The organism is Algoriphagus sp. 10J20-15 (assembly GCF_055809615.1).
On the sequence record NZ_JBVVUG010000024.1, the window covers coordinates 31,475 to 56,760 of the forward strand.

Annotated in this window: 24 protein-coding genes and 6 pseudogenes; 20 read left to right on the forward strand and 10 right to left on the reverse strand. The window is 39.1% G+C overall.

The features are described from left to right. Nucleotides 1-53: 53 nt before the first annotated feature. Complete coding sequence (locus AC0L6R_RS09360; RefSeq protein WP_283414323.1) at nucleotides 54-860, reverse strand: sulfite exporter TauE/SafE family protein; 807 nt, start codon at nucleotides 858-860, stop codon at nucleotides 54-56. A 217-nt stretch (nucleotides 861-1,077) separates the two neighbouring features. On the opposite strand from AC0L6R_RS09360, the gene AC0L6R_RS09365 reads away from it, so the two are divergent. Continuing rightward, nucleotides 1,078-1,881 carry a universal stress protein gene (locus tag AC0L6R_RS09365; RefSeq protein ID WP_473270945.1) on the forward strand — a complete coding sequence of 268 codons (804 nt, stop codon included), beginning with the start codon at nucleotides 1,078-1,080 and terminating at the stop codon, nucleotides 1,879-1,881. Here AC0L6R_RS09365 and AC0L6R_RS09370 read toward each other — a convergent pair whose 3' ends face one another. The 8 genes from AC0L6R_RS09370 to AC0L6R_RS09405 form a co-directional block, all read right to left on the reverse strand. Then, nucleotides 1,882-2,538, reverse strand: coding sequence for a Crp/Fnr family transcriptional regulator (locus AC0L6R_RS09370; RefSeq protein ID WP_283414321.1), 657 nt, complete (start codon nucleotides 2,536-2,538; stop codon nucleotides 1,882-1,884). A gap of 143 nt (nucleotides 2,539-2,681) precedes the next feature. Further along, nucleotides 2,682-4,034: a hypothetical protein gene (locus AC0L6R_RS09375; protein ID WP_473270946.1), complete on the reverse strand. Its 1,353-nt coding sequence runs from the start codon at nucleotides 4,032-4,034 to the stop codon at nucleotides 2,682-2,684. Continuing rightward, nucleotides 4,009-6,252, reverse strand: a complete 2,244-nt coding sequence (locus AC0L6R_RS09380; protein WP_473270947.1) for a hypothetical protein — start codon at nucleotides 6,250-6,252, stop codon at nucleotides 4,009-4,011. Before AC0L6R_RS09380 ends, AC0L6R_RS09375 begins: the two co-directional genes overlap by 26 nt. A gap of 46 nt (nucleotides 6,253-6,298) precedes the next feature. Beyond that, the gene (locus AC0L6R_RS09385; RefSeq protein ID WP_473270948.1) at nucleotides 6,299-6,814 is read right to left on the reverse strand and encodes a hypothetical protein; all 516 of its coding nucleotides are present in this window, start codon (nucleotides 6,812-6,814) and stop codon (nucleotides 6,299-6,301) included. A 230-nt stretch (nucleotides 6,815-7,044) separates the two neighbouring features. After that, nucleotides 7,045-8,094 carry a hypothetical protein gene (locus AC0L6R_RS09390; protein ID WP_473270949.1) on the reverse strand — a complete coding sequence of 350 codons (1,050 nt, stop codon included), beginning with the start codon at nucleotides 8,092-8,094 and terminating at the stop codon, nucleotides 7,045-7,047. Nucleotides 8,095-8,192: 98 nt separating this feature from the next. After that, entirely contained in the window at nucleotides 8,193-8,417 is a 225-nt protein-coding gene (locus AC0L6R_RS09395) for a hypothetical protein (protein ID WP_473270950.1), read from the reverse strand. After that, the gene (locus AC0L6R_RS09400) at nucleotides 8,390-10,231 is read right to left on the reverse strand and encodes a hypothetical protein (protein WP_473270951.1); all 1,842 of its coding nucleotides are present in this window, start codon (nucleotides 10,229-10,231) and stop codon (nucleotides 8,390-8,392) included. The genes AC0L6R_RS09395 and AC0L6R_RS09400 overlap by 28 nt, the downstream gene beginning before the upstream one ends. A 23-nt stretch (nucleotides 10,232-10,254) precedes the next feature. Beyond that, on the reverse strand, nucleotides 10,255-12,348 hold the full coding sequence (locus AC0L6R_RS09405; RefSeq protein ID WP_473270953.1) for a hypothetical protein: 2,094 nt from the start codon (nucleotides 12,346-12,348) through the stop codon (nucleotides 10,255-10,257). A gap of 936 nt (nucleotides 12,349-13,284) precedes the next feature. Between AC0L6R_RS09405 and AC0L6R_RS09410 the strand changes: the two genes are divergently transcribed. The 10 genes and pseudogenes from AC0L6R_RS09410 (at nucleotide 13,285) to AC0L6R_RS09455 (ending at nucleotide 20,083) form a co-directional block, all read left to right on the forward strand. Then, on the forward strand, nucleotides 13,285-13,362 hold the full coding sequence (locus AC0L6R_RS09410; protein WP_473271021.1) for a hypothetical protein: 78 nt from the start codon (nucleotides 13,285-13,287) through the stop codon (nucleotides 13,360-13,362). 5 nt (nucleotides 13,363-13,367) lie between these two features. Beyond that, nucleotides 13,368-14,543: a FeoB small GTPase domain-containing protein gene (locus AC0L6R_RS09415; RefSeq protein WP_473270954.1), complete on the forward strand. Its 1,176-nt coding sequence runs from the start codon at nucleotides 13,368-13,370 to the stop codon at nucleotides 14,541-14,543. Between the two features lie 63 nt (nucleotides 14,544-14,606). Continuing rightward, entirely contained in the window at nucleotides 14,607-15,527 is a 921-nt protein-coding gene (locus tag AC0L6R_RS09420; protein ID WP_473270955.1) for a nucleoside recognition domain-containing protein, read from the forward strand. Beyond that, complete coding sequence (locus AC0L6R_RS09425) at nucleotides 15,500-15,616, forward strand: FeoB-associated Cys-rich membrane protein (RefSeq protein WP_283414316.1); 117 nt, start codon at nucleotides 15,500-15,502, stop codon at nucleotides 15,614-15,616. Before AC0L6R_RS09420 ends, AC0L6R_RS09425 begins: the two co-directional genes overlap by 28 nt. Nucleotides 15,617-15,667: 51 nt before the next feature. After that, the gene (locus tag AC0L6R_RS09430) at nucleotides 15,668-16,423 is read left to right on the forward strand and encodes a lipopolysaccharide biosynthesis protein (protein ID WP_473270956.1); all 756 of its coding nucleotides are present in this window, start codon (nucleotides 15,668-15,670) and stop codon (nucleotides 16,421-16,423) included. Beyond that, the gene (locus tag AC0L6R_RS09435; protein ID WP_473270957.1) at nucleotides 16,380-16,889 is read left to right on the forward strand and encodes a lipopolysaccharide biosynthesis protein; all 510 of its coding nucleotides are present in this window, start codon (nucleotides 16,380-16,382) and stop codon (nucleotides 16,887-16,889) included. The genes AC0L6R_RS09430 and AC0L6R_RS09435 overlap by 44 nt, the downstream gene beginning before the upstream one ends. 691 nt (nucleotides 16,890-17,580) lie before the next feature. Beyond that, nucleotides 17,581-18,498 (forward strand): annotated as a pseudogene (locus AC0L6R_RS09440) (universal stress protein). A 102-nt stretch (nucleotides 18,499-18,600) separates the two neighbouring features. Next, nucleotides 18,601-19,149: an RNA polymerase sigma factor gene (locus AC0L6R_RS09445; RefSeq protein WP_473270958.1), complete on the forward strand. Its 549-nt coding sequence runs from the start codon at nucleotides 18,601-18,603 to the stop codon at nucleotides 19,147-19,149. 34 nt (nucleotides 19,150-19,183) lie between these two features. After that, on the forward strand, nucleotides 19,184-19,543 hold the full coding sequence (locus tag AC0L6R_RS09450; RefSeq protein WP_473270959.1) for a hypothetical protein: 360 nt from the start codon (nucleotides 19,184-19,186) through the stop codon (nucleotides 19,541-19,543). A 108-nt stretch (nucleotides 19,544-19,651) separates the two neighbouring features. After that, nucleotides 19,652-20,083 carry a hypothetical protein gene (locus AC0L6R_RS09455; RefSeq protein ID WP_473270960.1) on the forward strand — a complete coding sequence of 144 codons (432 nt, stop codon included), beginning with the start codon at nucleotides 19,652-19,654 and terminating at the stop codon, nucleotides 20,081-20,083. 43 nt (nucleotides 20,084-20,126) lie between these two features. On the opposite strand, the pseudogene mscL reads toward AC0L6R_RS09455, so the two are convergent. Further along, a pseudogene (mscL, locus tag AC0L6R_RS09460) lies at nucleotides 20,127-20,544 on the reverse strand (large-conductance mechanosensitive channel protein MscL). A 187-nt stretch (nucleotides 20,545-20,731) separates the two neighbouring features. Between mscL and AC0L6R_RS09465 the strand changes: the two are divergent. The 9 genes and pseudogenes from AC0L6R_RS09465 (at nucleotide 20,732) to AC0L6R_RS09505 (ending at nucleotide 25,247) form a co-directional block, all read left to right on the forward strand. Continuing rightward, nucleotides 20,732-21,139: a hypothetical protein gene (locus AC0L6R_RS09465; RefSeq protein ID WP_473270961.1), complete on the forward strand. Its 408-nt coding sequence runs from the start codon at nucleotides 20,732-20,734 to the stop codon at nucleotides 21,137-21,139. Then, nucleotides 21,069-21,272, forward strand: coding sequence for a hypothetical protein (locus AC0L6R_RS09470; RefSeq protein WP_473270962.1), 204 nt, complete (start codon nucleotides 21,069-21,071; stop codon nucleotides 21,270-21,272). Before AC0L6R_RS09465 ends, AC0L6R_RS09470 begins: the two co-directional genes overlap by 71 nt. After that, nucleotides 21,181-21,664, forward strand: a pseudogene (locus AC0L6R_RS09475) (hypothetical protein). Before AC0L6R_RS09470 ends, AC0L6R_RS09475 begins: the two are co-directional and overlap by 92 nt. Before the next feature lie 139 nt (nucleotides 21,665-21,803). Further along, nucleotides 21,804-22,076 carry a hypothetical protein gene (locus AC0L6R_RS09480; RefSeq protein WP_473270963.1) on the forward strand — a complete coding sequence of 91 codons (273 nt, stop codon included), beginning with the start codon at nucleotides 21,804-21,806 and terminating at the stop codon, nucleotides 22,074-22,076. A gap of 43 nt (nucleotides 22,077-22,119) precedes the next feature. Continuing rightward, nucleotides 22,120-22,191 (forward strand): annotated as a pseudogene (locus AC0L6R_RS09485) (hypothetical protein); the annotation flags it as partial. Nucleotides 22,192-22,258: 67 nt separating this feature from the next. Beyond that, nucleotides 22,259-22,798, forward strand: a pseudogene (locus AC0L6R_RS09490) (prolyl oligopeptidase family serine peptidase); the annotation flags it as partial. A gap of 82 nt (nucleotides 22,799-22,880) precedes the next feature. Next, nucleotides 22,881-23,252, forward strand: a complete 372-nt coding sequence (locus AC0L6R_RS09495; RefSeq protein WP_111613051.1) for a methylglyoxal synthase — start codon at nucleotides 22,881-22,883, stop codon at nucleotides 23,250-23,252. Nucleotides 23,253-23,255: 3 nt separating this feature from the next. Further along, nucleotides 23,256-24,243: pseudogene (gene pfkA / locus AC0L6R_RS09500) on the forward strand (6-phosphofructokinase). 101 nt (nucleotides 24,244-24,344) lie between these two features. Continuing rightward, the gene (locus AC0L6R_RS09505) at nucleotides 24,345-25,247 is read left to right on the forward strand and encodes a tetratricopeptide repeat protein (RefSeq protein WP_283414307.1); all 903 of its coding nucleotides are present in this window, start codon (nucleotides 24,345-24,347) and stop codon (nucleotides 25,245-25,247) included. Nucleotides 25,248-25,286: the final 39 nt, after the last annotated feature.

Below are 25,286 nucleotides of genomic sequence, written 5' to 3' on the forward strand. Positions count from 1 at the left end.
AGCTACGTTAAATTCGATCTTTATTTCCCGCTTTTGAAATGGAATTCACTACCTCACATTGACATGAGTTCTTTGGTGATGATATAAATCCCCATTACAAGCACAAACCAACCAAACCCTTTTTTGAGTGCCTTTTCATTAATCCTTTTGGATAAGGAACTACCTATGAAAATCCCAATAATCGATAAGCCTGTAAAAATCAAAAGCATTTTCCAATCTATTGTTTGATTAGAAACATCTCCTAAAAATCCTATTAAAGATTTTGCGGCAATTATCAAGAGTGAAGTACCAACAGCCATTTTCATAGGAAGCTTTGCCAAAAGAACCAGAGCAGGAATGATCAAAAATCCGCCACCGGCACCCACTATACCTGTAATCAATCCTACTACAATTCCCTCAACTGCAATCAATGGTATATTAAATTTAATTTCGCTTTCTTCCTCATTTGTTGTATTACCATTTCCTTTGATCATAGAATAGGAAGCTGCAAGCATGATCAGGGCAAAGAAGACCATGATTCCAATACTTTTGGTAATCTCCATTCCTGCTAAGTCAAATAAAGGGTCCGGTAAAGCTGGGACAATGAATTTTCGAGTTAAGAAAACTGCGATAAATGAGGGTATAGCAAAAACTAAAGCAGTCTTGTAATTAACTAGCTGTTTTTTCATATAAGTAAATGACCCAACCAGTGAAGTACTTCCTACTACAAAAAGCGAATATGCAGTGGCTAAAACAGGGTCAATCCCCAAGATATAGACAAGTACAGGCACAGTCAATATAGACCCCCCTCCTCCAATTAGCCCCAAACTTACACCTATAACAACCGCCGCTGCATAACCAACTAAAACGATGATTTCCATAATGATTTTCTAAGATTTGATAGCACAAAAGTACCCGTGATCCCCAGAAGAAGAAGTGACAATTGTTACACTGACTTTAGAAAAGGCAAAAAACTTTGATATCCTGAGTAAGAATAATTCCAATAGCTCTAGTTGCAAAAAAAATCTGATTTCATCTGCCGTATAACTCATTTATTCCTCCACATTTGCTTAAATTATTGTTAAAAACTGAATCGCCATGAAAATAATTCTCCCGATTGATTTTTCAGAAAATTCAATTAATGCATTAGACTTTGCAATCGCACTTGCAGGGAAAAAAGATGGCGAAATAATACTCGTACATGTCATAGAAGCAGTTTTCGACTTTGCTTCCCAAGCCTCTGTTGCCATGGAAAGCATGCATCGAGATGCCCAAGCTTTGATGCAGAATACTTTAGAAAAATATAAAGGAACCAACCTGATTTTTCAAACTATTATCAAAGAAGGAACTGCTTCAATATCAATAGCCAGGATAGCAAAAGAATTAGATGCTACATTGGTGGTAATGGGAACTCAAGGTGCCAGTGGAATTAAACTTGCCCTTATTGGAAGTACTACAGTCAACCTGATCAAAGAATCATCAGTACCCGTATTAGTTGTGCCTGCAGAATCAATTGCAGCAGATATTCGAAAGGTAGCTTTGGCCTTAGAATTTGCTAGTCATGAGGAAAAATTCATAGGCTGGGTTATAGACATGAGTAGAAGATGGGACCGAGGAATAGAATTCGTTCATGTACAAACTTCCAATGATTTTGAGGAGGATCCCGGGATAAAAAATTTAGAAGATTTAATTGTCAAACAATATCCAGGCTTACCTCTTAAAATCCATACTTTTTATGCAAGAACACCCATTGAAGGATTAGATCAATTTTTGGAAGAAAACGAAAATGTAATCCTCGTAATGTGCCACCAGCACAAAAATCTATGGGAGCAAGTCTTGAGCAGAAGCCAAACTATTCAAATGGTTTTCCATTCAAAAGTCCCACTTTTAGTAATGACCTGATCACTTGCTTATCAACTCCTCGAAATCATCTCGAATGTAAATCACATTTCTACCCAACTCTATCCATTTTTTTTTCTCCAATTGCTTTAACAGCCTAGAAACGACTTCCCTCGAAGTAGTAAGCTCATTTGCAATCTCCTGATGGGTAGTATGCAGTTCATTGGTTTTAAGTTGCTTCATTTTTTTCACGATATATCCCATCAATCGCTCATCCATTCGTTTGAATGCAACCGCATCTAAAGCAACTAGCATTTCTTGAAAACGATTTTGGTAAGTATTGGACACAAAATCTTTCCATTGCTTGAAATCATTCGAGAACTGATCAATAATGGCAATAGGTATGGCAATAATTGTAGCATCTTCCTCAACTACGGCTTTGATCTCACTTGCTTTTGAAGCAGAACAGCAGGTCAAGGATAACGCACAAGTCTCACCAGCATCTAAAAAATACAGGAACAACTCTCTTCCCTCATCATCCATTCTTGAAATTTTTATAGAGCCATCCAATACTATTGGTACCATTTTCATGAATTGTCCAGGCTCCATAATTACTTTTCCAGCCTTCAACTCCATTATCTGACCCTTTTCCAATAGTTGGGCTATTAATGCTGGATCAGTAAAATTAGGTAGTGCTTCTTTCAGTTCTTCAGTAGTCATATCGTAATTAAAAGTTGGCGAAATTATAAATCTCCGCTTCTTAGCTAAGTGATAAATATCACGTTTTCTCAATCAATATAGTTCAAAAAAAAATACCTCCCAATTGACTTGAGAGGTATTTCCAATAAATGCTTCACCATTAGTTATTCACAGGTTGGGCAACAAACAAATGGAACCTTAGTGAGTGGAGATGTTCGCAAAATCCTAAAATGCCCCAAACCTCTACTCAATGGCCTCATTTCCTCTGGAGTATTAGTAGGAGGCATTTTATCCTTGTCAACGTTCTCTAAAATTTTCTCCATCAGCGGACTCTCCCTGACTTGTTGAAATTGTTCGAAGTGATCAAATATATTAGTAATGTTACCAAAAACCTCCACCACTAAGACACTGAGTGGGCTATCCTCGGGTAAACCAAACATTTTTAATCTACTTGCAATTTCTTCAGATGAAAACTTAGCTGTACCGACAGGATGAAGTTCCTTTAAATTTGCAACCAAATGTCCTTTGAGAATTAGGGAATCATTTTGAACAAAAGAAGACTTAACCTTAGTAGGAACCTTATTTGGCGCTGAAGCTATTTTCTCCAAATCTTTAAATTGTTCATACTCTTTTTTATCATCAACAATTTTTATCCCGATCTGCATTTCCTTTTCCCCCAATAATATATTCCTGAAGTCAAGTCCGTCGGCTTGAAAAACTTGAGCATATAACACTGCCCATAAGCTCGTTCTAGGTGGTTTGGAAGTAACGTTTTTACCATTCATTACCGCCTTTGCAAAAGGAGAAGTAACATACATTTGTTGCTTTCCTCTATTCAAGGTACATAATAAATTAGGAGCAGGATGCTGAATTCCTGTTACTCGAAGTGCTCTACCGAACCTAGCTTGAGCAGTCGACCAAAGGTTATCTTTCACACCGTCAAAATGAGCATGCCCTACTCTAAATTCATAAGTAAAAAACCCAAAAAGCTCTGGGCTCTCTGCATGCATACCAGGTGGAAGCGGTAAAATAAAATGTCGATCACTATCCAATGATTTAGTCATTTGCTGCATGGCTCCTATTGCTGCCATATCATCGCTCTGGCCAGGAGTGATTATTCTTGTCAGTTCGGGATCGAGATTCAATGGGCTTTCTTCTGGTGCTATCAATTGTTCTGGAGCATTATTTGAAATCAACTGATCAGGAGCATTTGCCAACATCCTACAAAAATATAAGTCATCAGGATTCTCCACCGGCTCTTCAAATTCAATCCATAAATGCCTCCTTCGCACCTCTGTGGAACTATAATCATCAGATCGATCATATGGAGAAAAGGCCAACCCTACACTTTTCATTTTAGGCATTTGCGATGGCGCAATCACTGTTGGCAAAGTTAATTCTTCAAATTCCTTTACAGGGGTTGGTACGTGATTAGGCTTGAATTTTGGTGTTAGCTTATAATTAACCCAGATTTCATCCGGAAATCGAAGTTCAACCCCATCTCTTTTTAAGATCATTTTTGGGTTCTATTGCGTCTATAAAAACAAGTCGAGTATATCCTCTGTTTATTTCCCCAAAACGATCTTCTTGAAGTGCTTCAAATGAAATAGTATGCTTAAGTTCTATTTCTCCAGCATTTTGAAGGTTTCTCCATTCACTCTCCAGGTCCCTTCTAAATTTGTACCTCTTACTGATTTGAAAAGCGTCATTCTCCAAACAATCCCAAGTCCAGTCTCTTTCCATTTTACAACTTATTCCACCAAGCCAGTGAGATTGCAACTCTGCTTTAGATGCGAAGGTCACACTGCTCCCATCCGGAGCTAAAGAATGCTGAATTCGAGAGCTACAACCAAATGCTATCCTTTCTCCCTTTGGAGCCAGTAGAGTCATACCTTTGGCTTTACAGCCTAGGGCATCAGCCAACCTATTTACAATATCTGCCTCTCCAGTTTCTGTAACTCTTTTCAGCAGGTGTGAAAAAAGATTCTTTTTAATCGTCGGAACGCTTTCGGGACGAAGGAAAATGCCCTGCAATTCAGGCACATTCCCGTATGGAAATAATAATTGACTCTCTTGAGATGGCTCCTTGTAGAAGCTTAATTGGGTCACTTTCCCATACCTACTATCATTTTCTATATTGGTATCTATAGAGCCAAAATATTCATCTGGATCATCGTCACTGCTAGCTAAACCTCGTAGAGTTACTCTAATATTTCTGCCCGTAGGTAAGATCAACTGGTCCATTTCATCTAAATCCGAATTTTTTAGATTATCTATAAAAAATGGATTAGCCTCTTCTCCAAGATTTAAAACCGGGACATCGATGAATTCTATGGGGATGTCTAATTTTTCATCAAATTCTGAGGGGAAAAAGCGTTTCGTTTGATATAATGTGATGTAGCTGTCAGAACCATTCTGACTTAGGACATTATCCATTCTAAGTGATTTCACCTCTACTCTAATATATACTTCATTAACATCAGGATCTGGTAATGCTGGTTTTATAACGTTATTGATAGCAGCCACATTCTTCAATTCTGCAATGGGGTCCCGTCCCACCTTCTGATATTTTTGAGTAAAAACTACCGCTGGATATTCCAATAATGGTCGATGTAAGGAAATCTTAGGATTAGCAGAAAAAGATGTTTCTGCAAGATCAGTAGAGTTGAAATATTCTCCCGTCTGATTAAGTAACTGACTGGGCATTTCAATCCTAAGCATACCAGGAATCACGTAACGCTTGAAGGCTACATTGGTCACAGGATTAGGCGCACTATTCAATGGCAGCTTATCCACTTTTGGCCCACCTCCGCTTATATCAGTTAAGCGAATTCTAAAGTCATAGCTTTGTCCATATCTAAGCACAGTATCAATTGGGGCCGGGATCAGCGTGGAATTAGGATCAACTTTCTTCACTTGGCTGCCTTTCAAAATAGCTCCATTTGCCTGATTATTTTTATAAATCAAAAGCGCGTCAAGATCTTCCGTAACCATGCTTTTGCCAATCCAATGTGCGTAATACATAGGCAACCAAAAATTGCTTGAATCCTTCCCTGTCAGCTTAGTAGGATAAACTTGATAAGGAAGTTCTGTTGTAGACGCAGCCAATTCCTTTCCCAAATTACTTTCGGGATTTATCTCAACTTCATTTAGACTTTCCCACATACTTCCTTCTTCCGCTTCTTTCACATCAATATGATAACCCATCACCCCCAAAGGAGCATCTAGTCTTAACCCTGAACCTATGGCTTGAACATCCGTGTTTTCTGTCAGCTGTCTTATATACCACACTAATATCTGCTCATCATCCCATCCCAATCTAATACCTGCCTCGGTTTGGGGATGAAAACCATCTCTTTTTTCCTTAATAAGATTCCCACTTTTAGGTTGATTAGCATGGACTATTTTTGCAAAACCATCATCATATAATCGGGCCTCATGAAAAACCTCATCCCAAGGTCCCAATGGAATTACTGGAGTTGGATCAGCATTTTTCTTATGAACTACAGGGAAAGTCACAGCCGCAAAAACTGGACGTTCGATGCCGGGTACCAAAGCTGGAATTCTGGCAGCGTATCGTTTTATTAATGGCCCTTCTGAGTGTTCCAAAAGTTGATCTTGAACTGAAGCATATGGATCATTTACTATATCCGCATAAATGAAGCCTCCATTTTCAAACCATGATTCCTCCAGAGGTATTGTTACCTTATACACCATCCCACAAGCTTCAGCCAATAAGGGTTGCTTAAGAATTTGGGCGAAAATCTTGCCCCAACTTATCTTATCTACGGGAGCAACAGGCTGAAAGAGGAAGCTTATCCCTTACTGCACATTCATAGCTATCATCCGTGACAGCATTGGGATGCCGAGGTTGAGTAAAATTGAAGCTTTTCCTATAAGTTTCAGGCAGATATTTTTTAACGCTCTTGGCCACCTCTATCACTGGTGGAAGTTTATCGTTGGTATTTCCTATGGTTAGGTTAAAACTCTTGGATACTTTTTCCAGCAAACTTGCCTTTTTTGTAGCTTCTGTGACGGTGACTGGAACTAACACCGGCATTCGATCTGGATTTAATGGATTTGAAATTGGAAAATCATCAGTCCCTCTGACTATCCCCAGACTGAATTGAGGCTGAAAATCAGCAAATCCAGGAACGGAATTCGGGCTTGCCAGTCCGGTATTCCAATTAACAAACGGATCCGTATTAGTTGGCACTACTAAAATATTTACAGACAAATTCTTCCCATCAAAGTGCTGAGGAAGTGCCATTACTGAAAGAAGTTTTTTAAGTTCCATGATGAAAAAGGTCTATTTAAAAATAAATATTATGTATATCTGCTTGTCTACCTGTAAAGTGGGAAAAGCAAAGTAGGATATCTTAAACTTAAGAATTGAAGCCACTTCAGCCTGTTCCGCCAATGCGGGAGTCTTTGTTCACTTGTTCTGAAAATAGCCGATGTATCTTCCAACCTGAAAAACAAAGAATCTAAGCTGACTGGCATTATTGCTGATAATCAAACTAAGAATCAAGCAATCTGTCTGCTTTCCTGCCATGTCTCCTCAAAATCAATATTGATGATAAAGCAAATGCTGATCTCAAGTCCAAAAGTGACTGACGCTGTGCATTCTGTTCTTTTTTCAGGAATAAGTCTAGTAACTGTACCACTGGCTTCAATATAAATAGTCACTGCCACCAAACCACCAACTAAACTTGCCTTACCTCTGAATAGCATAAAAGCAGTGACACTGATTAGGTCCGCACTTGCATACATTTCACATCCTACCATATAGGTGACAGACACATTACCTACAACAGGCAGTCCAACAGCTATCGTGGCTCCAAAACCAAGCTTCATAGTCAGACTTGGACCTATTTTAGTATCACATGCTACTTTTAGCTGCACCTCACCGATTGCAAAAATCGTGGCTCCACCCACGGTAACACACATCACTTCGAGCCCACCACGGAACTCAATAAATGCACCTGCGGTAGGTAAAAGTTGTTTTGGATCTGTCGTAACCTTAAGTGCCGCATTGAAATAAACCCCTAATGATAAACCAGCTTCTAATTTGAGTGGGGTCTGAGGTGAGTTGTACGCATTTTCTTCTGGCGGAAATCGTACTAAAGGAATTTCTTTAGAAGCTTCAAATTTGTATTCCCAAATCTCACCTGCATTACTCATGGCTATTTTGAGACCTTTTTGCATTACTGCGCCATAATCTCCGGTACTGAGAGATGCTAAAAGTTGTAATATATCTATCACAGGCTGTAGCTCATCACTGAACTCAATCTCTGGAGTAGGAAGACCTAGGGCAGGAAAGTCATCATCCTTAAACCCCTCATAACCTGACTCTTTACCCTTCTTAGCATCAAAATTCCCTTTAATAGTCATTAAACGTTTAAAACTACCCAAATCGACAACCATAGCCAGATTATTCAATCTACTCTTCCATGATTTAGCTGTATCGTTGGCAAAGGAGTCTATATCAAAATTCAGCTTGCTATCTACATAAGTATTTGGATTTTCTTCCTTCTTACCCGTTTGATAGTCGATATAAATTTTCAATGCTTCCATATCCACCAAATACACTTGGATTGGAGGCAGGTCAAAAGCTACCGCTTTTTTCAGAACATCATTAGCACCAGTAGATAAAAGCTCAAACCCCTGATCTATTATTGATTCCCCTTTTCTTTTTGGAGTTCAATTTTCAGCATTTCCAAAACTTTAACTCCACCATCTTCCAAACTATTCTCTTTGAAAACGCTTGCAGCCGCACCAACACCAGCTAATGCGCCACTGAATAGTACTGCTGCTTTTCCAAATTCATCAATGCCATTTCCCGCATTTGGAAAAATCCCACTCCCTGCCATTAATCGATAAGCATCTGCATAGAGCATCGGGGTTTTACTAAGACAAGCTTTTTAGTTCCATTTTCGAATGATGGCGTCAAAACAAGTGCTTTCTGGGAAGCAGTGGTTTGGAGTATCCCGAAGTTGACGGTACTTGAGTCAGGATTTCTCAATAATTCTGAAGGGCTGGCTAATCTTAATAGCTTCGTATTTACATCAGCCTGTTTTACCACGATATCTTTTACCCACTTTCCTACTCTAATCAAGGGAACAGGTATATGCGGAGGTAAAGGAGTCACATCGCCAGAACTCACATTATGCTGTACCACAGTCCAGCTACCGGTTTTTGGCAGGATTAGACTACCTCTTGAGGAAGCCACAAAAATTGGGTCTGAAGACGATTGGCTTGTAGAATGAGAGAAATCGAACCGTGAAATCCGCATTTGCTGCCCTGATTTATTGACGTCCATTATACAATTAATATCTCCACCTATAATTCCGCCCTGCAAATTCAACAGTTCTTTAAAGCGGTTAGGACTCAGAGGCACTCCTGTTGGTGCTAATTGTACATATCCCAAGATCTCTTTGGAAGGAGTTCTGTTTTTAGAATGTCCTTGTACTAAGTTTTCCAGCTCCACATCTGCATCAAACCAAACGGGTCGACATATAATGGGTAATTCTTTGTCAGTATTCTGGTTCCAAGTTTGTTCTACACCCAATATATCTATATACGTCTCATTCTTTTTTATATAATCTTTTCGTTCAAAATCAGCAATTGACGCATCTTCTTCAATATTTCTTATGTTGAACAAACCCCGTAATGTGCCCGGATGGATTTCATAAGGATCATGGTGGACCAAATTGCCATTTCTTACGAAATCATATCCGAAATCAAACTTACCATCTGTCTCAGGTTGCCATCCACTGTCTACACGATAGACGAATCCCGAACTGGTACGAAATAGGGTGATCGTCCGTACCACACGTATTCCCCAAGGATAAACCAAGCTTTTCACTTGAATCACTTCATGTCCAGTTCTACCCAGCATAACATCAAATCGAGCTTGACTTGTACTTGCGATCGCTGCAGAAGGGCTTAGCCAATTACTAAACATGCTCGCTCCGTATCCGGAAAAATCTATTGTTGAGACAGGAACTCCCTTGGGGTCTCCACTTTGGGTGGAAAATTCTGTGTTAAAAATAGTTGTTACTGAATCACCTAGTGTACTGGCATTGGTGTAGGTACCATATGCGGAAAGAATGTTATTTAATTGAAAGGTAAACCCGTCAAACATCGGTAAGTCTCTTTCTAAAGGAGGCTTTTTCCCAGCATCACCACCTATAGCTCTAATTTGTATTCCTCCTTGCAAACTATCCGGGAACTTGGGGTTGACCCCTTCCAGTCGTGGAAGCAAATCTTGATATGGACTTTTTTGTGTGAGTTGAGCTACAGCTTTTAATCCAAAAGGCAACGTAAACTGTGCCAAAAGATCTATCTTTTTTTGTCTATATTGATCTAATATAAAGGAGGTTAAAGGTATTGGAGATAGAGTTACACTTAAACTACTTGTATTGATAAGTCGTGTAGGTCCACCATCATTAAGGTAATAATTATATCCCCCAGGTGGGTCCATAGGTTGTGGAGGATTGGGAGGAGTGGTCAAATTCAATACAGGCTCCCAGGCCACCTGAGGCAATAAGAATACCCTTGCCAAATATCCCGGAACTTTCACCTGCATTCCTTCTACAGAAATCATTTGTCCATCTTGTGCTACAACGTTAGCCTCGGTTTCTGTCTTGTGGGTTGCTACCCCAGTAACTTGCCGCTGTGATATTGCTCCCACGTTCGTGCCGAGGCTCACCCCAACTTGATTTGCATTGGAACTTACATCCAGCAATGTGAAAAAATCCCAGAGAAACCTGACACTTGCTTATCATATTCAGCCTCATAGTCTGGCGTTTTTGCCTTGGTGCTTGCACTTTTGGGCACATTTGAATCGCTACTAAGTCTATAGACTACCTTTTCAGACTCTAAATCTCGTACCGCATTCATAAGCCCTCCAGCCTGAGCATCATTTGAGGTGCCAGAAGCTGGATGAGTTACTGCCTGCCCAAAATGGAAAGAAACTAGTACCTCATCATCTTTGTCGGGAATTGGTTTTTGAATAATTCGACATACCAGCCAATTTTTAATGTTTTGCAGATTGGAACCTTTTCGATTGAAGGATCTACTGAGCTCTCCGAAATTCGCCAAATAAGGATCCGGTAAGGTTGGGAGATATGCCAACATACCAAAAACCAAGTAGGTTTGGCTCTCCAAAATTCTTGTCCACTCACCATTACATTTACCAAAAACCATACAGCCATTTACCGGAGATACAGTGAATAATGCATTTTCCAGTGCTAATGCTATTGATTTGAATTCAGGCACCTTATCGAACGGTAATTTATTATCCCACAGGATATTATCATCCATTAAGAGAAGTAAATTCGACGCATCATTTCCAGCTAAAATTAAGGCAGATTCTTTGGTCTTAATTGCAACTGCATGCCCATTTACTTGCTTAGGTCTATCAACATTAACTGAGGTATTGCAAGTAGAAAAAATGAGTTCAGTCCCCTCAGACAGACAGTTATATAAGAAAGCTGTTTTTGAAAGAAATGCGACATCAATCGAGGTTCCATAGGGGTTGAGCTTATCATTCCAATGATCAAAATGCATAGCCCCGCCAGATCCATTTGCTGCCAGTGAGGTAATTGCAATTCTTCCTTCTTCTACCAAAAAGAGACTTTCATTTAACCTGATTTTTTGAGTCTCAACGTTGGCCCAACTAAACTGAATTCCTGACTCCCATTCTTCCACCATCCCTCCTATCCCAGATACTTCTAAAGGAGCATTTATATCTAAGGATGCCGCCGGAATTGCCCACCAACTCAATTTTACCTTAGCTTCGCCGGACAACTCCGCCCAATTCCCTTGCACTTTCTTAGGAGAAAAAACTTTGCCTTTTGAATCAGGTGAAAATGGGATACAAAATCGACTGAGTTGGGTGTTATAGGTAGCTGCTTTGTTCTGAAAGCCGAAAGAATTTGAATTCCCATACACGTTCCATTGAGCATCACCGGCACTAATTATCTGCCCTAAACCTGAACCCGTAAACTTGAATTTAATAGCTTCAGGGCATTGAAGCGACATCTCAGCTGCATCTCTGCCATATTTCTTCAAGCTTTTATTTCCTTTTACAGGAGGTGAATCAAGTTTTAGATCTACAGATACTTGGGTATTCATCCCTAAAAGGAGGTTATTTCCATTTAGCACTGGCTTAGCTGTCAATGAAATTGTCCCAGCTAGTATTTTTAGTCCAAAATACCGGTCCTCCGGGGCATTTGATGCAAACATTTTAGCTTTAACCCATACACTACCTGCAACCAAGGTGTAGTTTTCAGACACTTCCATTGCAGGACTATTGATTGTCTGAACTCTAGGTTTAGTGAATTTTGCTTTAAAAAATATCAAAGGTTTATTTGACCCTTGTTGCCGTAACGCAATCAGCTTTTCTACATTGTAAACATCCACGAAAACCTGTAAGCCATCGACTCTGGTTATTGGTCCGATTGTTTTATCAACTTTTGCCCCCACAGCCCATGCCGGCACACTCTTTTTCACCTGACTAGTTCGAACCGGAACTTCACGCACAAAAACTTTAGTCTCTGGCTGCGCGGTGACCTTTAGCCCACTTACTTCTTTGGAGATTTCTTCAATCTTAATTTTATCAGGCTTAGTAAGCCTGTCCTGAAAGAAAAAATCTGCAGTTTGAACAGTTAATTTTTCAGCTTGAATATCAGTCAGAGACTGGTGTTGTAAGGCTTTTGCCAGAATTGGAATCCCTTCAGTAATCGATTTTTTTTCTTTGGAGTCATTAGCCTCTAATTGACTAAATACCTCTGTAAGCAGGGACTGAATCAGGTCTTTTTCCATAATAAAAAGTGTTTAGACTTGTGAAGCCCTCTCATGATAAAAACTGTTTACTTCTGCTACCACATAAAAATCGACACCAAACAATTAAAAATTAAAAGAGCATGATCAAGTTAGAAATAAATCCAAATAATCCCTAAGACCATCCAATCTATATCATTGAATATCTACCAATTATGAAATTATTTTTAGTAATATTCACTAACCAGGATTAGGGTTAATAAAAATGAAATCTATTAAATACTTAATGCTGAGGACGCATTATCACCTATGGAATTAGCTGTACTGATGAATAACATTTAACCAGAAAAAGTTATATCCACTTGAGTCTATTGAAATAAGCATTCCAGTTCATTGGAATCTTCAGGACTACCATGTGTGCGTATTTCGCTATAACCTAGGTCAAGGGATAAGGAACCTACAATTATACTTCGCTAATAACTGATGTCAGCACTTTTCCCGGTGGTAGAATTTTTTTTCTGCTAGTTGGATTAAATTATCTTCAAGCCTAATCCTTCACAATAGATGAATTGCTATAGAGACAGGGTGAATTATACAAGAATGATTTACCGAACCTAAAGGGACCCTCAGAGCCAGAAAGGGAGCTTATCCTGCATTTTGAAATCAAAATACTCCTTTAAATTAGCAAGGAATTTATTCTGGTAATTGGGAGGCATTCGATAAAATGACCAAGGAATTTTAAAACATGACAAAAATCTTCTTTATTTTTCTTTAGATTCATTCCAAATAATTCTATTTTTGCAACCGGTCAAAAGACCTATACAAATATATGATCGTTACAGCTGATTCTATACCTGTCACCCGGGCAGCAATTATAAAAGAAATTTTAGATTCTCCATTGAAAATCAACTTGATGGAGCTTGGGTTTTTGCCTGGAAAACAATCACCCTGCATCATTCCGCTCCAATGGGAGGACCTATGGCATTCAAGCTTGATGAAACTATACTCGCCCTTAGAAAAACCGAAGCTTCACTCATTGAAGTACAATTGCTCTGAATTTCATGACCGAGTCAACAATTCCCTCCCAAGTCAAATCTCCAAAAATCGCCATCATCGGGAATCCGAATGTTGGTAAATCAACTATTTTCAATCAACTCACTGGATTAAACCAAAAAATCGGTAATTATCCTGAAGTTACTGTAGATAAAAGGACCGGTTCTATGGTGTATCATGGGTCAAACTATGAGATCATTGACCTACCCGGAACTTATAGTCTATACCCAAACTCGGAAGATGAAATCATAGCGCATCGAGTTCTGAACCAGTTGAGTGAAGAGGAGAAGCCAGATTTCGTATTAATGGTAATTGATTCCTGCCAGCTTTCTCGAGGACTATTCTTGGCTACTCAATTAATCGATTTGGGCTTAAATATGGCCTTGGTGCTAAATATGGCTGACATTGCCACCAGGAAAAATATTGCGATTAAAACCTTTGAGATTTTCAAAGCCCTAGGAGTGCCTATTTTGAGCACAGATGCCAGGGGAGAAAAAGGTTTGGACCAAATTCGTGAGTTAATTCATCAACAAAACTTTAGTAAGAAATCGTCTTTTATAACCATTGAAGAGGTAGTTCCTGGTAACATACTAAATGAAGTAAAAGAAAAATTTGAATTTTCGAACTCCTATCAGGCATATCAAATGCTTCGTTTTGGAGAAAAAGATAAAACCATTTCATTGGAAAACAGAAGTTGGATCAAGGCAAAACTTGAAGAAACCAACTTTAACCTTGAAAAAGCACAGCTCGAGGAAACCAAAATTCGATATAGAATTATCACCTCAATTGTAGAAAAAGCAGTAGTAAAAACTCCTGATGTAAAGAAGGAGTCTGGAATTGATAAAATCTTACTCCATCGAGTATTTGGTTATGTCATATTTGGAGGAATTTTATTGGTGATCTTTCAGGCGATTTTTGCTTGGGCTTCTGTGCCTATGGATTTGATAGATGGATTTTTTGCTGAGCTTGCCGGCTCTGTTTCCAGCCTACTACCTGAAGGACCTCTCTCCAGTTTAATAACTGAAGGCATAATACCGGGCATAGGGGGAGTAGTAATATTTATCCCTCAGATCGCTATGCTTTTTGGTTTTCTTGCTATTCTGGAAGATACCGGATATATGTCCAGAGTGGTATTTCTGATGGATCGTTGGATGCGTCCCTTTGGACTTCATGGCAAAGTATAGTTCCCTTAGTATCAGGCGTCGCCTGCGCTATTCCTGGGTAATGGCTGCTAGGAACATTGGCAATTGGAAGGAAAAAATCATCACCATAATGGTGACCCCATCGAGGAGTTTGGGCTGGCCAGACTCCCTGTGTACGTGATTCTAATAGGATTGGTAGTCCCTAACGAACTTGTTTTTGGTTTTGTAAACCTTCAAGCGCTTACTTTACTAGGACTTTATTTATTAGGAGTTATAGGTGTATTATTCACTGCTTTGCTTCTGAAAAACATCCTGAAAACTGAGGAGAAAAGCTTCCTTATGGTAGAGCTTCCTACTTATCGTGCCCCTCGTTGGTTAGACGTACTGATGACCATGTACAATAAGTCCAAAACTTTTGTGTTTGAGGCTGGTAAAGTTATCCTTGCGATTTCAGTAATACTTTGGGTATTGGCTTCCTATGGCCCGCCTGAGAGAATGGATTCTATCGAGCCTGAAAGCGAAGTGAAATTAGCGCAGGCAACTCCCGAGGAAATTACTGAAATCGAAAATGAGACTTCTTCCCTCCTACTTGAGAACTCTTTCATTGGGATTATGGGAAGAGCAATTGAGCCGGTAATCCGACCATTAGGATACGATTGGAAAATTGGAATCGCATTGATTGCATCATTTGCAGCACGTGAAGTGTTTGTATCAACAATTGCTACTATATATAGCATAGGGGCAGATACAGAAGATGAGCTTACTATCCGACAAAAATTGAATCAGCAAATCAATCCTATAACTGGAGATAAAGTTTATAATAAAGCCACCGCATTTTCACTGATGGTATTCTACGCATTCGCCATGCAGTGTATGAGTACGCTTGCCGTGGTGTATAGGGAAACAAAAGGCTGGGAAATGGCCGTTGATTCAGACAGTATATATGACTGCACTGGCCTATTTATCGGCCTTGCTGGTCTATCAAATTTTATCCTAATATGTGGCAGGAAATCATCGTTGGAATAGTAGTTATAGCAGCTTTGGCTTTTTTGGTAAAGAAGTATTTCTTCAAATCAAAAACTGAAGCTGGATGTGATAAATGTGCCAAACCTTGATTTTTACACTAAATAATCTCTTAATGCTAGTTTTTTGATACTTTTAGGCTCATGGGCAAAGTAGCCAAGCAGAGTATTCAAACCGCCTTTTTTTCTTACCTGGGAGAAATAGTGATAGGGTATGTCAATGTACTTTGGCTCTATCCTTATGCCTTAGATGCTTCTGAGTTAGGTGCCTTTCGCACAATCCAGGACTTAGGATTACTATTCGTTCCTTTTGCCCAGCTTGGAGTTGGACATGGGATAACTCGATTTTTCCCTCAGCTCAAATCAAATCAATCAGCTTTCCTAAGTTATGGCTTAGTCTTTTCCATGGCTGGTTTCGCATTGGTAAGCGCTATTTTTTTAGGTTTTAGGACTGAAATCATCAATCTTTTTGCGGTAAATTCCCCTGAAGTAATTGACTTTTTCGGAGTGGTTCTTTTGATCACGCTATTTGCGCTATTGAGTAGTATCCTAGACGCTTATAGTCGGTCTTATGTAAAAGTCGCAGTACCTACACTAGTTAGAGAAGTATTTCTTCGTTTACTCACAGGAATTCTCGTAGGCGCTTACCTTCTTAAATGGATCAGTTTCCAACAGGTAATGCAAGGCCTGGTGCTAGTGTATGGATTAGCTTTTTTAGGCGTATTAGTCTATTTACTTTGGCTTGGAGTACTAAAATTAGATTTCCATTGGAATACTTTTCCGAAAGGTTTTCGTACCTCTTTCATTGGCTTTAAGTCTGATCACTTTTCTTGCTACCGCAGCCTCCACCTTAATCATGAAGATAGACAGCATCATGGTGAGTTCTATGATCAGTCTTGAAGCAAATGCCATTTACACCATAGCTTTTAGTATGGCTTTGGTGATAGAATTACCTCGTAGGGCTATCTCTCAGGTGGTAATGCCTGTCATTGCAGATCATTTTGCAACTGGAAACTTGGGCGAAATCAACAAGCTGTATAAGCAGATTTCAAATCGCCAACTTTATATCTGCTTACTTCTTTTCATTGGGTTATGGGCCAACTTGGATGCATTGTATTTTTTTATTCCAAACCGGGAAATCTATGAGGCAGGAAAGCATGTGGTAGTTCTGATTGGCTTTGGAAAACTGCTTGATGTTGTATTCTCCGTCAATGGTGAAATCTTAGTTTTCTCAAAGCATTATCGGTTTAATCTGATAGCTACTATTGGAATGAGTGTTTTAATTATCGGGTTAAATTATCGGGATCCTATCTATGGAATCGACGGGGGCAGCAATGGCATCAGTGGCCGGAGGGTTTCTCTTTAATCTGGTAAAATACCTATTTCTAAAAATCAAATTAGGGTTTGATCCTTTTTCAAAGGAAACTTTAAAAATAATTTTTGTTGGTTTTATTGCTTACAGCCCAAGTTTGGCAGGTTCATTTACCCAATCTCCTATTGCAAATATTATTATAACCAGTATGGTTGTTGTTGGTTTTTATTGGTTTTGGTCAAGGATAATTGGTGTAGGAAATGATGAGTGGGAATGGATAAAAAATAAAGTAAAAAAGTCCGGATCTTAGAGTGTTGCAAACCTCCTACTTGACAAGATTTGAGCTGCCTGTTAACCGCAAACTTCCACTGTTATCCTGATTCTTAAGAATCGAGGTCCCGCAGATGCGGGATGAGGCCTGCTTTTGGGAAGGGCTTCACTCGGTAAATTTGTAATTTGTGAAGTTTGAACATGTCGGCGACCCGGACAGTACAAATATACGATTTATTACACGGCAGGTTGGCAAATCTGGAGTTTGATTCCGAGTATGTATTTAGATCATTTTCGAAAACTCTGGATCTCAACCCATTAGTTCAGAATATTATTTAAGTTTTTCAACAAACCAATTCCCCACATAGTAGCAATAAGATGAATATCAGGATAATTCGAAATTATATTTCAACAATTAACTAAAGATATACTCTCAATACTGTTAAATTTGCATCTCTAAAACCATTGGCGCATTATGTATTTGATTAAAAAAATGGTCGTTTGCCTAGATCAAACTTCACTAGACCAAACCTTGATTCAGCATGCAGCTTTTATTGCTCAGGTGAATCAAACCAAAAAATCTACTTGAAATGTGATTAAAAACCTAAGCATTCCTAAAGAGGTGCTTGAGGAATTTCCGAATTTGGTGGAAAACATGGTCAATGAAAGACAGGAAGCCATGGAATCAATGGTGAAGGAGCATTTCAATCATCCCAAAGGAATTTCTCTAAACTTTATTGTCAAAGAAGGTTCCCTGTCTAAGAAAATCTTAAAACTCGCTGAAGAAAAATCAGCCGATATGATTCTGATTGGAAGAAAGGTGCATTTGCCGGGAACAGGAGTTGCATCCACAAGATTGGCAAGAAGGGCAAGCTGCTCACTGTTAATTGTCCCTGAAGGATCCGTCACTAAAATGAAGCGCTTGCTCGTTCCAAGTGATTTCTCAGATTACTCAAAAGATGCTTTGGAAGAAGCAATCATGATAGCAGAAAAACACGGTGGACTTGAGATTGTATGTCAGAACGTCTTTACTGTACCTTCTGGATATCATTATACTGGCAAAAGCTACGAGGAATTCACGCAAATCATGCGATTGCATGCCGAAATTAATTACAAGAAATTTATTCGTAAAATAGACACCAAGGGAAACAAAATCATTCCTGTCTATACTCAGGACGTCAACGATGATCCTGTAGAGGAAATCGTAGCAAAAGCTAAAGAAATAGATGCGGATGGGATTATTATTGGTGCCAAAGGTAGAACTGCTGCCACAGCCCTTTTCATTGGAAGTATGGCAGAAAGACTGATTCAGTACAATGACAGCATACCACTACTGGTAACACGACCAAAAGGTAAAAATGCCGGGATTTTAGACTACATACTAGAGATTTAATTACATCTAATAAATGATTTTTTCTCGCTGAAAACCAAGCCTTAAACCTCAACTTTTACTGGCTTACTAAACCCTTTCATGTAAATTTGGTCTAACAGGCGAATGAATATAAACGGTGACCAGGAAATCCTTCAGCTCATACAAGATCCCATAACTAGGGACCTGGGGTTCAGGCAGCTAATCCAGGCTTACCAAAAACGAGTATATCATGTGATCAGAAGAATGGTTTTGATTCATGAAGATGCAGATGATATCACCCAAAATACCTTCATTAAGGCACATCAATACATAGACAAGTTTCAAGGACAATCAAGCCTGTTTACTTGGCTGTATAGAATTGCTACCAATGAATCGTTGACCTTCTTAGAAAAGAAGAAAAAAAGATATTTCTTCTCTATTGAAGATCATCAGGAAAAAATGGAATCTTACATAGATCAACCTGGTAATATCGACGGAGATGAAATACAACGCCTACTCCAGAAAGCGTTGCTAACCCTTCCCGACAAGCAAAGACTAGTATTTCATTTGAAATACCAAGACGAACTTACCTATGAAGAAATGTCTGAAATTACAGGCACCAGTATAGGAGCGCTAAAGGCCAGCTATCATCATGCTGTGAAAAAAATCGAACATTCCTTAACATTAGAATAAACTATTGACACTCTACCCAGTCTAAATATATACCATGCAAAAAATTCCAAAAATAAAGGATTTTAAGGCACCCGATAATTACTTCGATAGCCTCCCGGATAATATAATGGATAGAATCAAACCTAATCGATCTATCAATTGGATGAAATACGCGGCTGTGGGCGCAGTCCTTGTCGTGAGCTTAGGAGTTTGGCAATTCAATTCCTCGAATTCCCAGTTAGAAACTTTTTCTATGGATGAAGAAGTTAATCTATATATAGAAAGTCAATTTTGGACAGCAGAAGATGTGCTCAGTATGGTCGACAATCCCGAAGAAATTTTAGATCAGATTATTGCGGAGGAGATGTTATATGAAGTGGATAACATAGACGAAACTGATCAAAACTGGTATTAAGCTTATAAAACTACGGACTTACAAATGATTGTAAGTGTTCCGAAAACAACACTAAGAGGGATGATTAATCACCCTGAGAATCTTCCTCTGAAAATAAAAAATAAACACATGAAAAATTTTATAATAATAGTACTCATGTTTTTCCTAGCTGTAGGATCTACCTATGGCCAGCGTCAAGGAGAAAGATATGATCGTGAAAAATTAGAAGCTGCAAGAGTTGCTTTTATCACTACTAGATTGGACCTAAAGCCAGAACAGGCTCAGAAATTTTGGCCTATCTACAATGTCTTCAATGAGTCCCGTGAAAAAAGTCTCAGAGAAATGTCAGAATTAGGTAAAACAAGAGATATTGACCTGTCAGAAGCAGATGCCAAAGCAAGACTAGCCAGAAAATTCGAGATTGAGCGAAAAATGATTGTTGACGAAGAGAAGTTCGTAAAAGACTTATCCAGCGTAATCACATACATACAATCAAATTATTCAACTAAACGGATTGTCCAGAGAATTTGCCAGACACATTTATCAACGGCAAAAGAATGATGATAAAAAATAAAAAAAGCGGCTTATGCCGCTTTTTTATTTTTTATTTTTTCAATAGATCTCTAATTTCTTCTAGTAAAACCTCAGACTTAGGTGGTGCTGGTGGTGGAGGTGCCGGTGCAGCTTCTTCCTTCTTTTTCATACTATTAATTGCCTTTACAGCCATAAATATCACAAATGCAACGATTATAAAATCTACCACATTTTGGATAAAGATACCATACGTCAATAAAACTGGGCCTAGCTCTTCTCCAGCTGGGCCTACGCTACTTTCCTTGAGCACGATGGCCAAGTCAGTAAATTCTACTCCTCCCAGCAATACTCCGATTGGAGGCATTACGATGTCCTCTGACAAAAGACGCTACGATCTTGCCAAACGCACCGCCTATAATCACGGCAACTGCCAGATCGACCACATTGCCTTTGACAGCAAATTCTTTAAACTCTTTAAGTAATCCCATACGATTTTGGTTAATGGTTATATTATTTATTGAATATTTTAAAAAATATTTACCAATCCAAGGAATGAACGGTTACTAAGTCATTTTAATTAGTAAAAAGTGCAGTTCATAGCTCATATTCCAACTAGGAAGCGAACTCTGGCGCCGTTTTTTTCCTTAACATTGCAAGCTTAATTACTCAATAAAAATGCAGGCACCTAAAGCCAAAAAAATAGCCCATTTATTAGAAACACATGGGCATCAACGCATCGATAATTATTATTGGATGCGAGATAGAGAAAACCCAGAGGTAATAGAATATTTAAATGCTGAGAATGATTACCTGAAATCAAGTTTAAAATCTACAGAAAAATTTCAGGAAGAGCTTTTTCAGGAAATGAAAAGTAGAATAAAGGAAGATGACGAAAGTGTTCCTTACTTCAAATCCGGCTATTACTGGTACATCAAATATGAGACTGGAGGAGAATATCCACTGTATTGCCGCAAAAAAGGGAATTTGGATGCGCCGGAAGAGGTATTCTTAAATGTTAATTTACTTGCAGAAGGCAAGGCATACTACCTTGTTGGGGGAACTGCAGCCACTCTCAGATCTTAAAACTCTGGCTTTTGCTAGTGATCAAGTGGGCAGAAGAATCTATGAGATTCACTTCAAAAACCTTGAAACTGGAGAGATCCTCCCAGATAATATCCCAGCTATCACGGGTAATTTTGCCTGGGCAAGCAGATAATCAAACGCTGTTTTACTCCAAACAAGACCCTGACACACTTCGCTCCTATCAGATCTATTCACATAGACTTGGAACTCCTACAGCTGAGGACAGACTTATTTATGAAGAAAAAAGATGAGGAATTTTCATGCGTAGTTCATAAGACTAAGTCTGAAAAATATATCCTTATCCATTCTGAAAGCACGATTTCTTCAGAAATAAGATTTTTGGATTCTGCTGATCCAACAAGCGAATTCAGATTACTTCAAGCCAGAATTCCATATGTGGAATATGCTGCTGATCACTATCAGGACCACTTCTGGATTAGAACAAATCATAAAGCACAGAACTTCAAGTTAGTCAAAACGCCAATAGCAAGCCCTAGGATAGAAAATTGGGAGGAGGGAATTTGAACATCGAGAAACCGTTTTATTAGAAGACTTTGATATTTTCTCCCATTTCCCTGGCTGTACAAGAAAGAACTAAAGGACTTTGTAAAATCAATATTAAACCTTGGGATGGAACGTCTGGGTGATTCCTTAGAGTTTGACGATGAAACTTACACTGCCTGAGAATAGTACTAACCCCTGCGAGTTTGAGACTTCAATTCTCCGATTCGGTTACAATTCCCTTGTAACTCCAGCCAGTACCTTTGATTACCACATGGTGACTAAAGAGAAAACTTTGCTGAAGCAACAAGAAATCATTGGTGGCTATGATAGCACACAATACACCTCAGCTCGAATCTGGGCAAAAGCTGAAGATGGCGTAATGGTGCCCATTTCCTTGGTGTATAAAATTCGACAAATTCTCTCCGGATGGTAACAATCCACTTTTGCTGTATTCCTATGGCTCCTACGGTTATAGCATGGATGCATATTTTTCCAGCAGTAGGCTAAGTTTGCTGGATAGAGGCTTTGTATTCGCAATCGCACATATACGTGGCGGAGAAGACCTTGGCCGTATGTGGTATGAAGATGGAAAAATGCTGAAAAAAGCGAAATACATTCACCGATTACATCACATGTGCCGAACACCTTATCTCCCAGAAATACACTTCAGCATCCCATTTATACGGTATGGGAGGAAGTGCTGGAGGATTGTTAATGGGAGCTGTAATGAATATGAGGCCTGATTTATTCAATGGACTAATCGCAGCAGTTCCTTTTGTGGATGTAGTAACTACCATGCTGGATGAAAGTATCCCTTTGACCACGGGAGAATTTCAAGAATGGGGTAACCCAAAGAACAAAGATTATTACGAATATATGCTTTCTTATTCTCCATACGATAATGTAGAGGCTAAAGAATATCCGAATTTATTGATTACCTCTGGCCTTCATGATAGTCAGGTGCAATATTGGGAACCTACTAAGTGGGTGGCAAAATTAAGGGATATGAAAACAGACTCTAAGTTGCTTTTCTTACATACTAATATGGATGCAGGACATGGGGGCGCTTCAGGAAGATTTAATTCCCTCAAAGAAATGGCACTGGAATACACTTTCCTACTATACCTTGAGAATAGAATCCCAAGTAAATATTAAGTCACCTTTAAATAATTTCCACCAGTCAAGTAGGGAAATATTTTTTCCTAACTTTGACACGAACCTATTATACTAACACTCTATGAAAATAGCACTCATAGCCCACGACGGTAAAAAAGCCGACATGGTACATTTTTTAAGTGGATTCCGCGAAAGACTGCAGAAGGCAGATGTGGATTTAGTAGCTACAGGCACTACCGGCTCTCATATTGAAAAAGCTGGTTTTGAAGTTGAAAAATTACTTTCCGGACCCTACGGAGGTGATGCTCAAATTGCCGCTTTGGCTGCTCAAAAAGAGTTAGCAATGGTTGTTTTCTTCAGAGATCCACTTGACAAACATCCGCACGAACCAGATGTGCAAATGCTAATGAGGATATGTGACGTACATAATATCCCTTTGGCAACCAACCCGGCTTCGGCCGACCTAATGTTTAAGGCCTTCACTCAAACCTAAAAAATGGAACCTAAAACCATTAAAAAAATTGGCGTATTAACTTCTGGAGGCGATTCTCCTGTAATGAATGCTGCAATCCGAGCTGTAGTAAGAGCAGGATTTTACTACGATATAGAAATGTATGGAATCTACCGCGGTTACGAAGGGATGATTTCTAATGACATTAAAAAATTAGAGTCAAAGCACATTACTCATGTACTTGAGCGAGGTGGAACTTTCCTGAAGTCTGCAAGAAGTGCTGAATTCCGTACACCAGAAGGAAGACAAAAAGCCTATAATAATCTAAAAAGCCATGGCATTGATGCTTTGGTAGTTATTGGCGGGGATGGCTCTCTGACTGGAGCTCATTTATTCTATAAAGAATTTGGGATACCAGCTATTGGGCTACCAGGAACGATAGACAATGACCTTTCCGGCACAGATTCCACCATTGGATTTGACACAGCTTGTAACACGGCTATTGAGGCCATTGACAAGATCCGCGACACTGCAACTTCACATGACAGGCTTTTCTTCGTGGAAGTAATGGGAAGAGACGCAGGATTTATTGCTATCAATGCTGGTATTGGAAGTGCGGCAGCCGCTATCTTGATCCCAGAGAAGAAAATGCCTATTGAGCATTTGGTAGACAAATTAAGGATAAGAACCAAAGCCAAAAAAGCATCCAATATTGTGATCGTAGCTGAAGGTGGAAAAAGCGGTGGTGCAACAGAAATTGCTGCACTAGTTTCAAAACACCTTCCTTACTATGACATCAAGGTGACTATTCTAGGGCATTTGCAAAGGGGTGAGCTCTCCAAGTTCCTATGACCGTCTCCTAGCTTCCAAACTTGGTGTATCCGCAATTGAAGGATTGTTGCAAGGGAAATATGATGTGATGGCAGGGCTGATCAATAATAAGGTTGTTTACACGCCTATCAAAAAAGCAATCGTAGATGACAAATCAGTAGACGAAGATGATTTCCGAGTAGCTAAAATTTTATCTACTTAATTATTCTTAAATATCTTAAAATTCATAAGTCCAAGGTTGAGTCCTTGGACTTTTTGCTTTAGCTTAATCTCAATTTTAATCTACTCTTTAATAGCAGTTCAATGAAGCGACATTTTCTAATTGCTCTTATTCTTTTAATCTCAAATAAGATTCTAGCCCAAACTCCACTAACCTATTTAAATTCTCAAGGCGAAAAGCACCTGGCAGGTGAATTTGATCTGAATATTTTAAGAACTGATACTGCATTCCAAAGCTGGTATGCGGAGAGCGAAAAATTATTTCAACTATCGGGGAAAAATACAGATTGGAAAAAGAATTTGGAAGATACGGAAGTGGAGATTTTTATTGGTACATGGTGTGGAGACAGCAAACGCTGGGTTCCACAGTTCGTGAAACTTTGGAATGAGCTAGGGTTAAGTGAAGACCAACTCAAATTCACTGCCTTATATGACGGAGAAGAGCAGTATAAGCAAGGTCCAAATGGAGAGGAAAAAGGAATGCTAATCCATCGAGTACCGACTTTTATCTTCAAGGAAAATGATCAGGAGTATTCCCGGATTGTTGAATTCCCCGTGAATGATTTGGAAACTGATTTAGCCCAAATCGCACTTGGCTATGCCTCAGAGCCTAATTACCGTGCTGCGACTTACCTTCTGGAATTATTTGATTCGGAACCTCTAGATTCTATTTACAGAAATGTCCAATCTCATTTCAACCAAGTGTATCAACGGGTTGGCAAAGAGAAGGAGCTGAATACCCTTGGTTATTTATTCGAGACTTCGGATCGATTGCCTCAGGCATTACTCACCTATGAAATCAACTCGGTGATCTTCCCTTATTCTCCACGCGTATTAAATAGTTATGCAGAAGCATTAACAAAAAATAACCAAAAGGATCGCGCTATTGAGGTTTTTAAAAGAGTAGTTGCATTAGAACCAACCCTCGAAAGTGCCATAGCAAAATTGAAAGAATTAGAAGAAGAAGTAAAAGAAAACGAAAACTAGCAAGAAAGTCTGATCAATAGAAAAGGCTTTCTTGCTAGT

What these genes read in the sequence shown, in the direction of transcription:
- AC0L6R_RS09375 (WP_473270946.1), bottom strand. Translation starts at nt 4,034, where the DNA reads ATGATCTTAAAAAGAGATGGGGTTGAACTTCGATTTCCGGATGAAATC.
- AC0L6R_RS09390 (WP_473270949.1), bottom strand. Translation starts at nt 8,094, where the DNA reads ATGGAAGCATTGAAAATTTATATCGACTATCAAACGGGTAAGAAGGAA.
- AC0L6R_RS09360 (WP_283414323.1), bottom strand. Translation starts at nt 860, where the DNA reads ATGGAAATCATCGTTTTAGTTGGTTATGCAGCGGCGGTTGTTATAGGT.
- AC0L6R_RS09435 (WP_473270957.1), top strand. Translation starts at nt 16,380, where the DNA reads ATGAAGATAGACAGCATCATGGTGAGTTCTATGATCAGTCTTGAAGCA.
- AC0L6R_RS09505 (WP_283414307.1), top strand. Translation starts at nt 24,345, where the DNA reads ATGAAGCGACATTTTCTAATTGCTCTTATTCTTTTAATCTCAAATAAG.
- AC0L6R_RS09395 (WP_473270950.1), bottom strand. Translation starts at nt 8,417, where the DNA reads ATGCTCTATGCAGATGCTTATCGATTAATGGCAGGGAGTGGGATTTTT.
- AC0L6R_RS09495 (WP_111613051.1), top strand. Translation starts at nt 22,881, where the DNA reads ATGAAAATAGCACTCATAGCCCACGACGGTAAAAAAGCCGACATGGTA.
- AC0L6R_RS09470 (WP_473270962.1), top strand. Translation starts at nt 21,069, where the DNA reads ATGTTAATTTACTTGCAGAAGGCAAGGCATACTACCTTGTTGGGGGAA.
- AC0L6R_RS09365 (WP_473270945.1), top strand. Translation starts at nt 1,078, where the DNA reads ATGAAAATAATTCTCCCGATTGATTTTTCAGAAAATTCAATTAATGCA.
- AC0L6R_RS09450 (WP_473270959.1), top strand. Translation starts at nt 19,184, where the DNA reads ATGCAAAAAATTCCAAAAATAAAGGATTTTAAGGCACCCGATAATTAC.
- AC0L6R_RS09410 (WP_473271021.1), top strand. Translation starts at nt 13,285, where the DNA reads ATGGCATTCAAGCTTGATGAAACTATACTCGCCCTTAGAAAAACCGAA.
- AC0L6R_RS09455 (WP_473270960.1), top strand. Translation starts at nt 19,652, where the DNA reads ATGAAAAATTTTATAATAATAGTACTCATGTTTTTCCTAGCTGTAGGA.
- AC0L6R_RS09480 (WP_473270963.1), top strand. Translation starts at nt 21,804, where the DNA reads ATGAAACTTACACTGCCTGAGAATAGTACTAACCCCTGCGAGTTTGAG.
- AC0L6R_RS09385 (WP_473270948.1), bottom strand. Translation starts at nt 6,814, where the DNA reads ATGGAACTTAAAAAACTTCTTTCAGTAATGGCACTTCCTCAGCACTTT.
- AC0L6R_RS09430 (WP_473270956.1), top strand. Translation starts at nt 15,668, where the DNA reads ATGGGCAAAGTAGCCAAGCAGAGTATTCAAACCGCCTTTTTTTCTTAC.
- AC0L6R_RS09465 (WP_473270961.1), top strand. Translation starts at nt 20,732, where the DNA reads ATGCAGGCACCTAAAGCCAAAAAAATAGCCCATTTATTAGAAACACAT.
- AC0L6R_RS09370 (WP_283414321.1), bottom strand. Translation starts at nt 2,538, where the DNA reads ATGACTACTGAAGAACTGAAAGAAGCACTACCTAATTTTACTGATCCA.
- AC0L6R_RS09445 (WP_473270958.1), top strand. Translation starts at nt 18,601, where the DNA reads ATGAATATAAACGGTGACCAGGAAATCCTTCAGCTCATACAAGATCCC.
- AC0L6R_RS09415 (WP_473270954.1), top strand. Translation starts at nt 13,368, where the DNA reads ATGACCGAGTCAACAATTCCCTCCCAAGTCAAATCTCCAAAAATCGCC.
- AC0L6R_RS09425 (WP_283414316.1), top strand. Translation starts at nt 15,500, where the DNA reads ATGTGGCAGGAAATCATCGTTGGAATAGTAGTTATAGCAGCTTTGGCT.
- AC0L6R_RS09405 (WP_473270953.1), bottom strand. Translation starts at nt 12,348, where the DNA reads ATGGAAAAAGACCTGATTCAGTCCCTGCTTACAGAGGTATTTAGTCAA.